At 56.8% G+C, this 12,505-nt stretch carries 11 protein-coding genes; all 11 read right to left on the reverse strand.

The genetic code is table 11. The features are described from left to right. A partial coding sequence (locus tag U9R25_12560; protein ID MEA3336738.1) for a DUF1343 domain-containing protein occupies positions 1-1,028 on the reverse strand: 1,028 nt, incomplete at its 3' end. A gap of 6 nt (positions 1,029-1,034) precedes the next feature. Continuing rightward, positions 1,035-1,904, reverse strand: coding sequence for a carbohydrate ABC transporter permease (locus tag U9R25_12565; GenBank protein MEA3336739.1), 870 nt, complete (start codon positions 1,902-1,904; stop codon positions 1,035-1,037). A gap of 18 nt (positions 1,905-1,922) precedes the next feature. Next, on the reverse strand, positions 1,923-2,840 hold the full coding sequence (locus U9R25_12570) for a sugar ABC transporter permease (GenBank protein MEA3336740.1): 918 nt from the start codon (positions 2,838-2,840) through the stop codon (positions 1,923-1,925). Positions 2,841-3,074: 234 nt separating this feature from the next. Continuing rightward, positions 3,075-4,469: an extracellular solute-binding protein gene (locus U9R25_12575; GenBank protein ID MEA3336741.1), complete on the reverse strand. Its 1,395-nt coding sequence runs from the start codon at positions 4,467-4,469 to the stop codon at positions 3,075-3,077. Between the two features lie 72 nt (positions 4,470-4,541). Next, on the reverse strand, positions 4,542-5,489 hold the full coding sequence (locus tag U9R25_12580) for a GNAT family N-acetyltransferase (protein MEA3336742.1): 948 nt from the start codon (positions 5,487-5,489) through the stop codon (positions 4,542-4,544). 51 nt (positions 5,490-5,540) lie between these two features. After that, complete coding sequence (locus U9R25_12585) at positions 5,541-6,257, reverse strand: GntR family transcriptional regulator (protein MEA3336743.1); 717 nt, start codon at positions 6,255-6,257, stop codon at positions 5,541-5,543. Further along, entirely contained in the window at positions 6,254-7,006 is a 753-nt protein-coding gene (locus U9R25_12590; GenBank protein MEA3336744.1) for a 3-oxoacyl-ACP reductase family protein, read from the reverse strand. Before U9R25_12590 ends, U9R25_12585 begins: the two co-directional genes overlap by 4 nt. A gap of 254 nt (positions 7,007-7,260) precedes the next feature. Then, the gene (locus U9R25_12595; protein MEA3336745.1) at positions 7,261-8,493 is read right to left on the reverse strand and encodes a cellulase-like family protein; all 1,233 of its coding nucleotides are present in this window, start codon (positions 8,491-8,493) and stop codon (positions 7,261-7,263) included. A 502-nt stretch (positions 8,494-8,995) separates the two neighbouring features. Further along, positions 8,996-9,826 (reverse strand): sugar phosphate isomerase/epimerase family protein, encoded by an 831-nt coding sequence (locus U9R25_12600; GenBank protein ID MEA3336746.1) that lies wholly within the window; start codon positions 9,824-9,826, stop codon positions 8,996-8,998. A 120-nt stretch (positions 9,827-9,946) separates the two neighbouring features. Beyond that, positions 9,947-11,179, reverse strand: a complete 1,233-nt coding sequence (locus tag U9R25_12605; GenBank protein MEA3336747.1) for a DegT/DnrJ/EryC1/StrS family aminotransferase — start codon at positions 11,177-11,179, stop codon at positions 9,947-9,949. A gap of 175 nt (positions 11,180-11,354) precedes the next feature. Further along, complete coding sequence (locus tag U9R25_12610) at positions 11,355-12,404, reverse strand: Gfo/Idh/MocA family oxidoreductase (protein ID MEA3336748.1); 1,050 nt, start codon at positions 12,402-12,404, stop codon at positions 11,355-11,357. Positions 12,405-12,505 lie beyond the last annotated feature (101 nt).

A 12,505-nucleotide genomic window follows, 5' to 3' on the forward strand; every position in this document is an offset into this window, starting at 1 on the left:
TCCGTACCCGCCAGATGGTCGAAATGAGGCAGTTGCCAGGCGAAATAGTTGGCGTAGAGAGTCTTGATCGTTGCTATCAGGTGCATTCCCATGGTAACAGGGCGAAAGATGTCGCGATCCAAGACGTGAACCTGTACGCCGCCGCAGGGTTGATCAGCCCATTTGCTTGCTGTTGGCTCGAAGAAGGCGGGTCGGAAGCGCACGCCGGCAAGCCCCAAATCGTTCAGGGAATCCGCCAGGGCCCAGGGATCCACCCAGGGCGCGCCGAGGACCTCCAGCGGCAGCGCGGTGCCCCGTCCCTCGCTTACGCTGGTACCCTCGATAAAGCAGGTGCCAGGATACACCGCCGCCGTTTCCAGCTTGGGGATGCCGGGCGAAGGGGGAACCCAGGGTAGCCCGGTCTCGTCGAACCACATGTCCCGCCGCCAGCCAGCGCAGGGAACGACCGCCAGATCGCAGCCAACGCCCCAGTCTGTGTTGAAGAGCTGCGCCAGTTCACCAATGGTCAAGCCATGGCGCACCGGCAGCGGGCCACAGCCCACGAAACTTTCAAAACCGGGCTTCAGTATCGGTCCTTCCACCACCTCACCACCGATGGGGTTCGGGCGATCACAGACGATCACCGGTAAGCCGTGCGCTGCTGCCGCCTGCATAGCGTAGAGGAGGGTCGTCATGTAGGTGTAGAAACGCACCCCTACTTCCGGGATGTCGAATACCAGGATGTCGATGCCCGCCAACATCCGGGCGGTAGGCTTGAGCTGTTCGCCATACAGGCTGTGGATGGGCAGGCCGGTGCGTGCATCGGTAGATGAATCTACCGGTATCGCGTCATGAGCCCCACCTGAAAAGCCGTGCTCGGGACCGAATAGCGCGGCAAGCTCGACCTCCGGTTGCCGAAGCAACGCATCGACAGTGCCGGTCAGGTCGCCGGTGACCGCCATAGCGTTGCTGATCAGTCCCACGCGCGATCCTGTGATGAGATCCAGGCGTTCCTTCAATAACAGGTCGATTCCAAATTGTACTGCCATAGGTCCTTAGCCTTTCAACCCGGAGACCATCATGCCCTCGACGAAATAGCGCTGAAAGAAGATGAACAGCAGGGCTACCGGGATGGTCGCCATGGTAGACACTGCCATGGCCACAGCCCATTTCGGCTCGCCTGTCTGCGGTTGTGTGAAGAAGGTCAAGCCCACGGGCAAGGTCAACAGTTTCTGATCCTGGACAACCACCAGGGGCCAGATGAAGTTGTTCCAACTGAAAAGAAAGGTGATGATGGCCAGGCTGGCCGATGCGGGGCCCAGCATCGGCAGGACGATGCTATTGAAGATCCTGAACTCGCTGGCGCCGTCGATGCGCGCGGCGTCCAATAGCTCGTCGGGGATGTTGTAGGCGAATTGCCGCATCATAAAAACACCGAACGCTGTGACCAATCCCGGCGCGATCAGGCCCATATAAGAGTCCTGCCAGCCAAAGTTGCGGATCAGAACAAACAGGGGGATGAGCAAAACCTGGAAGGGTACGGTCAGGATGCTCAGGATGAAGATGAAGAAGAGGTTGCGGCCCGGAAAGCTGAACTTGGCGAAGCCGTAGCCGGCCAGGGCGCTGAAGAATATGGTGGTCACGGTCTGGACGCCGGAAACCAGAAAACTATTGAAGAACCACCAGTGGAGCGGCGTCAATTCGAACGCGTACGCGTAGCGCCCTAAACCTTGGAAATCCTGGGGAATCCAGTGGACGGGAGTGGCGAAGATCTCCGATTCCGCCTTGAAGCTGGAACTCACCATGAAGAATATGGGGAAGAAGAAGAGCAGAGCAATGATGCCGGCGACGAGAGTCATAAGGCCCGATCGCATTCTTGAGCGCGTACTCTTTCGGGATTTGATCACAAGAGCGTTGCTGTCCATGACAGTCTCTCCGGAAACTCACTTGAGCGAGAAGTCTTCGCTGCGACCTACGGTCATCTGCAAGGCCGTGAAGATGATGATAATGGCAAACAATATCATCGACACCGCGGCCGCATCGCCCATGCGGAAGAACTGGAAGCCATATTTCCAGATAACGACGCCCAGGGTAGTGTTGACGTCTACCGGACCGCCCTGATTGGGACTCATGACGAACTGGATGGAAAACCCCTGAAAGGCGCGAATGGTCGAGATGGCGGCGACGAACACGGCGGTCGGGCGTAGGAGCGGTAGTTCCACGTGCCACAGTACCTGCAAACGATTGGCGCCATCGATGATTGCGGCCTCGCGCAGTTCCACAGGCACCGCCATCAGTCCCGCCAACCAAATGAGCATGTAGAATGGGATGATGTGCCAATCGTGGACCATGATCGACATGAGGGGGGACAGCGTGAGGTCGTAGAGCCACGGAATCTGGGACTGCCCGACCAGTGGCCCGATAATCGCGGTAATCACACCGCTGGGGTTGAGCAACACCCTCCAAACGACAGAGATCACGACGATGGAAGGCAGCAGCGGCGTGAAGAAGAGAGCCTTGAAGAACTCGCGCCCGCGGAAGACCTGTGCGAAGAGGAGGGCAGCGCCCAGTGATAAAATCCAAACGGGAATGGTGCTACCCAACACAAAGCCTATCGTCACGGCCAGCGATTTCTTGAAGAGGCGATCGCGCGTGAAAAGATCCAGGTAGTTCTCCAGCCCTACCCACTGCGGCGGCCGCAGCAACGTGAAATCGGTCATGCTGTAGTAGATGCCGGTAACGATCGGATAAAGAAAGAATATGGCGAAGAAGAGAACCGCCGGCAACACGAAAATCAAGCCCCAGATTTGCCGCCGAGCGACCACTGATCGTTGCTTTCCCCCGGGTCGGAATGCTTGCATGAGACACACCTGCCTGGGTTGGCTCCCGGCACCTCTGAAGGCAATACGCTCCGCATTCGCAGAGGTCGCCTCCAGAAGTGCCGGTGAGTTCGGCTTTCCAAAGTCCTATTTGATCCTGGTTTTTCCTGTCCCTCTTCCTTTTGTTCGTTTTGGCCGCCGAGCAAGAGGACGAGTACGAATATGAGGGACGAGATCTTGGTAGGACCGGTAGGCCTCCTGAAAGATCGAGCCAAGCTACTGCCCGGTCGCATCTTCCTTGGCACGGGCCAGGATTTCGCTGATCTCTTCTTCCGTTTCCGCCAGGACGGTGTCGATATCCTCACCGCCGATGACGACGCGATCTCGCATCCGCCCCATGGAGTCGATGGTCTCGTTGAAGCCCACGAAACGCGGATGGAAGAAGCTCTTGTTGATTTCGTCCACGAATACAGGCATGATCTCGTTGGCTGCAAAATCATCCGACGCCACGTAGGATGCCACTGGCTGGAACAGGCCGGCCTCGTTCAGATAGCGATCCGGAGCCCCGGTCAGGTGGGCGATTAGCTTCCAGCCCGCAGCCTGCTTGGCGGGGTCGGCGCGGGAATTGACCATCAGGTAGAAGGCGAAGTTAGCGAACCCGCTGTCGTTCACGCCATCCGCCCAACGCAATTGGGGATGGATGCTGTAGTTGATGCCGGCATCCTCGATAAGAGGTGCGCCCCAGTTGCCGAAGGAGCACTCGGTCGCCAGCTCACCTGCCTGGAACGCATCGCGCGAGGCAGTGTACTGGGGACCACCCAGGTTGTATTCGTTGGCCCAGTCGTTCCAGTAGCTCAAGACTTTCTTGACTTCCGGCGTATTGATATTTGCCGCGTAGTTCTGGTCGTCGATCATGTTGCCGCCCAACTGCTGAACCATGGGGTTGAAGTGCAGCATCATGTACATAGCAGCGGTCCAGTTGAAGTCGAAACCGCGTTGGATGGGGTTGCCGTCCTCATCACGTACCGTAAGCTGTTCGGCAACATCGACCATCTCCTCCCAGGTCGTGGGGAAGTCGGTCGCCGGATCGAGTCCTGCTTCTTTCCAGAGATCGTCGTTGGTAAAACATGCGTAAGCGCTGAGCTCGGTAGGTACGCCGTATAACCCACCATCGTAGGTAGCGCCGGCCAGTAGGTTGTCGGCGATTTCGCCTTCTCCATACAGGGCCTTGACTTCGTCAACGGATTCGAAGCCCCAGCCAGCGGGGTCAACAGCTGCCAGAATGCCCTCAAGATAGTACTGGGCGTTGAACGGCGTGAACTGATTGAACACGTCAGGCCCTTCTCCCGATGCCAGCGCGGTGTTGAGCGCGGTGAAGAAATCGGGAACGAGTTCATACTCGACCGTGATGTCGGGATTTTCTTCCATGAACTGGGCGATGCGCTCCTCGTCGATGGGCACGCGGGGCGCATGGTCATGCATCCACAGGCGGATGGTGACCGGCTCGGCCGCCGGTTCCGCTTCTTCCGCAGGCGCAGGCTGTTCAGCCTCCTGGGCCGGCGCTTGCTGGGCGGGCGGCGCAGCCGGCGCTACGCAGGCTGCCGCAACCAGGGATAGCACGGCCACTAGGACCAGCAGCCGGGCCATTAAGCTATGATGCTTGAGATTCATTAGGGTCCTCCTTCTAGGACTGGTAAAGGGTTCTTCGATGGCGCAGAATCCGACGAACTCGGTCAAGCGCCGTTACGACAGGACTTTCTCGAAAATCGTGAACTCCCGCAGCGGCTCGAAGCCAACTCGGGCATAAAGGCGTGCCGCGCCGGTTGGCGCCCACAGGAAGTAAGAAAAAAAGACACCTTGCCTGCGCATTTGATTCAGGCAACGAACTAGCAGCAGACGGCCAATGCCGCGCTGGCGGTAGGCCGGATGAACACCGAAGGGGCCGAAACGTTCTCCTCGTTGTTGGCAAAAGCCTACCACCTGGCCACGGTGCTTTGCTACCAGCCAGCAGATGCGCTCCTGGTCGACTCTGTCGAAATAGGCCAGTAAATGATCTCTGGCATGGCGATACCAATCCCAGCCAAACTGCTCGGCGATGAAAGGCAGAACGTCCGGTAGATCGCGGGCAGTAAGGGACTTGATCGTGATACCTTCCTCTTGCTTCAGCTGTTGTTCCAGGGCGCCAACCTCGTCCGGAATCACAAAACCAGTCAGTTTGATCCCCATGCTGGAGGCAACTTCCATCACTGAAAAGCCCAGCGAATCTCCCAGGAAGGCGTATGCAGCAGGATAGGCCTGTCTGTCAACTCCGGGCACGATGTAATTTGGAACGTACGGTGCAATGCTGATTCGCTCGCGCCTTTGGGCCGCGAAATTGCCCAGCAATTGATCGAATAGCTGGCGCCCGACTCTCTGGCGTTGGTATCTCGGGTCGACGCCAAAGGCCGTGATCCAGGCCTGATCGGGCTCCAGCCCTACGCTGAAGAAAGGGACCTGGCGGGTGATTCCCACGATGAATCCGACAATCTGTCCATTCTGCTCTGCCACCGGAAGGTTTGCCGCCAGAAAATTGGGATCGAGTAACACCTGGCGGCAAAAAAAGGCCTCGGTCACCGGGTCGAAGCGGAGGGCTTTGTTCCAGACCGTCAGGAGTTGTGCCAGGTCAGAGGCCTCGAAGGAACGGATACGCAATTGACTCACCTTCTGAAAAGAGGACGATTGCCAAGGCTTATTCTGATAGCGTCACGTGGCCACTACTGTTTCCCGACTAACAGGTTTGTTTTGAATGCGTCTCATCAACTCAGAGACGGAGTCTTCACCGTGTTGTCGCAGCAAAGATTCGACCTGCTGGCCGTCATGTCTGCGCAGGGCTGCCAGCATGGCTCTGTGCTCTTTCATGGCATTGGCGAATCGCCTGGGCGAAGAGGGGTATTGCTGCCTGAGGCGTTGCGTATAATTCCAAAGCTGGTGCAGGATCTCCTGGGCTTTTTCGTTTTGATACCAACTGCTTATCTCGGAATGAAATCTGTAATTGCAGTCGTAATAGACACCGTACTCTTGTCTGTCCAGGGCTTCTTGCATCTCTGTCAGAATGTTCTCCAGGTCTTCTAAATCTTGATCGTCAATAGTTTCAGCCGCTTTGCGACCTGCCAGCCCTTCAATAACGGACAACAATTCATAAGCCCCGAGCACACCTTCAACAGACATTGGAGCCACAATTGCGCCCCGGTACGGCTGTGTTACAACCAGCCCCTCGTCCTCAAGCCGGAACAGTGCCTCCCTTACAGGCGTCCTGCTGACGCCCATTTCCTCGGCAAGATCAGTTGTCTTGAGCTGCTCATTGGGTACCAACGTGCCATCGATGATCGCGTCTCGTAGCTTATTCAACACCAATTCAGAGGTGCGAGGTTGGGTTCCCAGAGAACCGATTTTTTTTGAATTAATTTTCTTCGTGATCATCGCAAATACGCGCCACCGTTTACATCGATGGTGGCACCCGTGACGAACCGGGCCTCATCGCTGGCCAGATACACGGCAGCGTAGCCAATATCTTCCACCGTCCCCAGCCCCAGCGGTATCGCTGCCGATAGTTCTCGGATCTCTTCTGAACCATGAGTCTGGAGCAACAGTTCCGTGTTTATCAAACCTGGGGCGATGGCATTAACTGTAACTCCGTAGGGTGCTGCAGTCCGGGCCACGGTTTTGGTCAAGCCAAGTTGACCGCTCTTGGTTGCCGCATAATGGGCATGGCCAAACAAAGCGCCTCGCTGGCCGACAATCGAACTGATATTGATAATGCGGCCCGATTCCTGGAACCTCATAATTTCCATCGCGTACTTCGAACACAGAAAAGTACTGGTTAGGTTCGTATCGATAATCTGATGCCAGTGTTTCAGCGAAATCTCAAAAATGTCCTCTGGTAGTGTGGTCCCGGCGTTGTTGACTAGAATGTCAAGCCTGCCGAATTCCTTCTGTAATTCCATAAAAAGGTGGTGGACATCGCTCTCCTGGCTTACGTCGGCCTGGACCGCCAGAGCGCGTCTTCCCAACGCCTGGATTTGATCCACGACCTCCCCCGCTCGATCAGAAGAACTTCGATAATTGACCACAACATCTGCCCCTGCCTGGGCAAGTGCGCGGGCAATCCCGGCACCCAGGCCGCGCGATGCGCCGGTAACAAGAGCCACTTTCTGTGTGAGAGAAAACATGGTATAGCTTCTGGAAACCCTTCGTTGTGGATATTGGATACTGAATCCAAGATATCACGAAAGCCGGGCTTTGTCAAGGGTTTTTTGTCCAGCAATTCCAGCTATGATCGTTCTACATTTGTAGCGAACTCGACTACACAAGCGCCAAGCGGAGCGAGTTGGACGTTGATTGTCTTATCCGACAGCTTCCAAACGCCAGGATTCTTTCGTCCGTTCTCATCCAAACAATACTAATTTTCAATGCCATCGTCTCATTAGTCCTCTCCTTTGATGATGGCAGTCACTTTTTGGTGCCAGGCTACATCTTCCCACATCCCCAGGAATTGAGGGTGGCAGAAATTCGAGGAGCAATTGAAACTGTATCCATACTTTCTTCCCAGCCTGGCTCCAATCAGCCCAGCTTCTTTGATGATATCCCATTTCAGCAGCGGGTGGTCGCGCCAGTTGATCAGGCCCCACCCCTCGGTGTTTCCGAGCGGGATTCCGAATTGATCAGACAGGTTTTTGGCCTCTTTGACCCGGGCTTCGAGCCAATTTTCATAGGCCGGTTTATGAGTTTGCCAGCGCTCCCACAAGGCGGCGTAAATTTCGTCGAACCGATAGTCCTGCGGGATGTACCGGGCCGCACCGGGAATATAGGAGGGTTCTCTGTTCTTTTCGATCCGATAAAGTTTTTCAGGAATTCCAAAGGGATGAATCTCCTCAACATAGCCGGTGCCCTCCACAAATTCATCGTATTGGGCGATCCACAGGTGTATATCCAGCAGATCAAAACTGGCGTAATCGCGCTCCAGATCGTATTTCCAATAATCGTAAGTCTGGCTGGTGAAGATATCCAGATCATTCCATTTTGCTTTCAGACCGAAAATTACCTCATTGATGAAGTCCCAGTAGAATTCGACTTGCTTACTGTTGAATATCCTTCCTGCTTCCACCGGCTGCGACATGGTACCCAAGGTTTGTGACAGCCAGTAAAAACAATTGCAGATTGGATACTCGTTTAGGATATCAACGTAGATTACGTTTTCGAGACATTTATTCTCATCCAGGAAAGCGATGGTCTCATCCCAAACCCTGATGAGTTCCTGTGCCCCCTGAATCTGATCGTTCCGCTGGTCATCGGTGGGTTTGAACCAGGTTGAAAGACCGACAAATATGTCTCGTTCCTGACACTTTCGGATGAACTCCACCACGGATTTGCGGGGGTTGATATAGACTGTATATTCATTCCCCCATGCCGCGATCCCGAGGAAATGTGGGAAGGTTCCGGGTGGATCTTTGAAGACCTCGACCAGTGCTCCATCCGGAGCCTTGGCGATCAGGTGCGGGAAAACGTCGATCCGCACGGCATTGTAGCCCCGTTCTACCAACTCATCGAGGGCCTTATCCCAATCTTCGAACCCGCCTCCTTTATAACGGCGGCGTATCCATGATGAGTCCCACATGGTAATGGCGAGGGGTTTTTGAAAATCTCTTATGCTTGGCATGGTTCTTCTCCTCGCATATTCAGTGAGGGGTGTGAATAACTCGAAAACTTGACACAGTCGGCCAGGTGGGCATCTCAAATGGTGACGAAACCATACAAGGAGGCCCCCAATGGACTTCGGAAGGCCTGACTTGGCCGATTATGCGCAGCTCAGGTATACCCTGTTCGACCAGTTTGAGCAAGCGGAGCAGCAGACACAAATCGATTTGCTGCTCGTTGGCGTGACGGAGAACACCCATGAACTTCTCGTGCAGGCAGGGTGGATTTGGCGGACTGGTTCGGGTTTGAGGCCACTCGCACAACCGGGGAAAGCAGTCGTGTCAAGGACCTTGTGGATATCTTGCTGATCGTCGAGTCGGAGTCGATATCGGCAGAGACGTTGTGGAGAGCCCTGGAGGCAACTTTTGGGGCGCGAAAGACGCACGGGCTGCCGGAAGGAGTCCAGCCCCATCAATGTTGGTTCGCCGCCCTACCGGGCGATGGCGGCTTGCGATGCGGTGTGTTTATCCTTGCTCTCTAACTGACAGCAAAAACTCCAGGCTGCTGCGGGTTCCCTGCAGGAAGTCGCCTGCCCCCTCGAATTCGCTGCAAACCGCTCCCCGGTAGCCGGCCTCAACCAATGTATCCAGCCACAGAGTCAAAGGCAATTCACCTTGACCAGCCGGTACGAACTCAAAATTGCCGTCTTGCCAGATGCCATCTTTGATATGCACATTGACGACGTGAGGCAGCATCGCCTCGAAGTCTGCCTGTGCCTGTACCAGGCTGTGACCTGCCCAGCAGAAATTACCCGTATCCAGAGTCAGGCCCACGTTGTCTGCGCCAATGTCATTGACCAACCGAGCCAGCAGCGGACCATCGTAGAGCAATCGGCCGTGGTTCTCGATGGCCAGGCTAACACCCAACGGCTCGGCCAGGCGGGCAGCTTGCTGGAAGCCGGCTATTTGCGTGGACCAGGATGCCGCTAGCGTCAGGCCCGGTTTGAGATCGCCAGGAAAAGCCCGTACAATGTTCACACCCAGGTTCGAAGCCAGGCGACAGGCTTCCAGTAGCCGCTCTACCTCGTGCGGTAGTGCGGTCAGGTTTTCCTGGGCGAAGTCGTTGTATCCACTGATCCCGCTGATCCACACGCCGGCTGCCTCAGCCCAAGCACGCATTTTAGCGGCAGACCGCTCGTCCCATGCCAGGTCGTGATGTTGCTCCGTCCGGTAGTTGATTTCCAGGCACTCGCCGCCCATGGCTCGTACCTGGTCGAACACCTGGGGTAGTGGTGTGCCACTCCAGCCCAGACTCACAGCACCTATTCTCATCTGGTCCTCTATTACAGCTTCCATGCGACTGGTTCTCCCATCAAGCATTGGCTCACAGATGCATACAGATTGGATTGATAGCGGTCAGTCTTTTCTATAACAGTGCCAGCGACCTGTCTGCAACAGGCGGCCCACCTGTGGCGACTAACCCCAAGCCTGTTGGATTTTGGTCATCGCCTCTACAATACTGTCCATGTCAGACCGGCTACCCAGCAAAGCGTACTGGAAAAGCCAGATCGTGTGCTGGGAAGCATACTCGGCATTTGGACAGGCCGGCAGTATGGGCAGTCCCGCATCATCCACAGTCCAGGATGCATCGTCAGCGGGCCCTCTTTCTGCCAGGGCCCGGCGAATGGCAGGCGAGTGATTCAGCGGCACGTAGCCGGGGCTGCAAGGTTCGATGCCTTCAGCCCGCAGCGCTGCGATGAATTCATCCCGACCTCGCCCGCCGAAGGCTGCCGGGTCGTAGCACATGATGAACAGATGGCGAGCGTGCCGGGTGACTCGCGGATTGGCCGGCAGTGGCTCAATGCCTGGCACCTGGGACAACGACTGAGACAGGTAGTGAGCGCTGGTTTCACGCCGATCCGCCTGCTCAGGCAAGCGCTCGATTTGGGCTAGCAACACGGCTCCCTGCCACTCGGTCATACGCAGATTCCAGCCTAACCGCTCGTGCTGATACCAGAGACCACCTTTCACCCGGCCCACGTTGTGCAGCGACCAGCATAGATCGGCCAGTTCCTCATCGTTGGTGATGACGATCCCTCCTTCGCCGGCTGTGATGTTCTTGCTGGATTGGAAGCTGAACGCGCCTAGATCGCCAATGGCGCCGACCCGTTGCCCGCGCCACTCAGCGCCCCAGGCTTGACAAGCGTCCTCAAGCACCTGTAACCCGTGGCGCCGGGCGATGACCAGTAGTGCATCCATGTCGGCCGGCTGCCCGCCTAGGTGTACCGGCAGAATGGCTTTGGTGCGCTCGCTAACGGCTTTCGCTACCTGAGCCGGGTCCAGATTATATGTGTCGAGATCGATGTCGACCAACACGGGCGTAGCGCCGGCCAGCAGCACAGCGCTGACCGTGGCAATGAAGGTGTAAGGTGTCGTGATAATCTCATCGCCGGGGCCAACGCCCAGAGCCCGCAACGCCATCTCCAGTCCCAAGGTGCCGTTGGGAACACAGACCCCAAAACGGGCACCCTGGAACTCGGCAAAACGTTGCTCGAACTCGTGAACCTTGTTGCCGGCCAGTACGCCCCACTGCCCGGACTGCAGTACATCTCGCAGGTGGCGCTCCTCGCGTTCGTCGAACACAGGCCAGGCCGGGAAGGGCTCGCCGCGCACGGGGTTGCCACCGTCGATAGCTAAGTGGTTTGACATAAGTGTTTCCTTTTTGCGAATCTCAGTAGATCCAAATTCTGAATCTTTCGTCTCTGCAGCAGGAAACCGGGCCACAGTCGCAAAGTCCGTGCGGGAGAGACTCATCCTGGTCTAGTGGTTCATCAATTCCTGGTTTCCAGATCGGACGGTGAAAAACATGTTTGATCTACTGAATCTACCGATCCACCAACTGAATTTCAAGGCCTGTCCTGGCCGACTCATAGACGGCCAGAATGATTTCGATGGAGGCCCGGCCCTCAGCGCCGTCGATCATGGGAAGATGATCCTCTTGAATGGCCTGCACCATGTCGGCCAGTTGTCTGCGGTGCAGTTCAAAGCCAATACCGGTGGGATCGCCTGCTCCACTCCCCTGGCTGCCCTCCAGGTTCAGCATGGCTTCCTCTTCACCGGGAGCGGCATCGCTCAGTTTCCAGGTCACGATGCGACCTTCGTGCAGTACGATGGTACCGCGGTCGCCGTGCAGGGCTACCATGGCCGGCAGTCCCGGCCAACAACTGGTTGCTCCCTGGATGGTAGCCATCCCACCGCTGTCCAGCATCAGGACCGCGGCTCCTGTGTCCTCGGTTTCCATGCGATGCGCCAGCGTGTTGACGCGCCCGAAGACGGAGTTGACAGGACCGGCCAGCCACTGCATCAAGTCGATGGCGTGGATCGACTGGTTCATCAAGGCGCCGCCTCCATCCAGTTCCCAGGTACCGCGCCATCCGCCCATATCGTAATATTCCTGCGTGCGATACCACTTGACGCGGGCATCGGCCATGGTCAACCGGCCCAGGCGACCCGCCTCGACGGCCTTTTTGGCCTCCTGCGACCCGGCCATGCAGCGATAGGGAAAGATGCAGGTGGTCTTGACGCCGGCAGCACGGGCCGCAGCCAGAATCTGATCGACTCGTTCCAGCGTGACGTCCAGCGGTTTCTCGATGACCAGGTGCTTGCCGGCCTCAGCAGCAGCCACCGCCTGTTCAGCGTGGGCGCCGGTGGGCGTACAGATACACACTACATCGGCGTCGGGATGCACCGCCGCTTCCAGGTAGTCGGGTATCCAGAGGGCATCGTTGGCCGTGGCCAGAGCCTGGCCCCTGGCTGGGTTTGTGCTGCCTACCACCGTAAGCCGCGCACCCGGGATGGCAGCGATAGCCTGGGCGTGGACGTGGCCGATGTTGCCGGCTCCTATGACTGCGAAACGCAGGTTTTCCTCTGCCACTGTTATTCTCCTTGGTTGACGGCGAGTGCTGCGCCCAATATGCTGGTGGCACTTATTGCCACTTCAGGCTGCGTCGCCTGCTCATCATTCGATTCTTTCTT

Source organism: Chloroflexota bacterium, assembly GCA_034717495.1.
GTDB lineage: Bacteria > Chloroflexota > Anaerolineae > JAAEKA01 > JAAEKA01 > JAYELL01.

Excerpts from the sequence above, each read along its gene's own strand:
- U9R25_12565 (MEA3336739.1), bottom strand. The coding sequence starts at position 1,904 with ATGGACAGCAACGCTCTTGTGATCAAATCCCGAAAGAGTACGCGCTCA.
- U9R25_12570 (MEA3336740.1), bottom strand. The coding sequence starts at position 2,840 with ATGCAAGCATTCCGACCCGGGGGAAAGCAACGATCAGTGGTCGCTCGG.
- U9R25_12575 (MEA3336741.1), bottom strand. The coding sequence starts at position 4,469 with ATGAATCTCAAGCATCATAGCTTAATGGCCCGGCTGCTGGTCCTAGTG.
- U9R25_12585 (MEA3336743.1), bottom strand. The coding sequence starts at position 6,257 with ATGATCACGAAGAAAATTAATTCAAAAAAAATCGGTTCTCTGGGAACC.
- U9R25_12590 (MEA3336744.1), bottom strand. The coding sequence starts at position 7,006 with ATGTTTTCTCTCACACAGAAAGTGGCTCTTGTTACCGGCGCATCGCGC.
- U9R25_12595 (MEA3336745.1), bottom strand. The coding sequence starts at position 8,493 with ATGCCAAGCATAAGAGATTTTCAAAAACCCCTCGCCATTACCATGTGG.
- U9R25_12600 (MEA3336746.1), bottom strand. The coding sequence starts at position 9,826 with ATGGAAGCTGTAATAGAGGACCAGATGAGAATAGGTGCTGTGAGTCTG.
- U9R25_12605 (MEA3336747.1), bottom strand. The coding sequence starts at position 11,179 with ATGTCAAACCACTTAGCTATCGACGGTGGCAACCCCGTGCGCGGCGAG.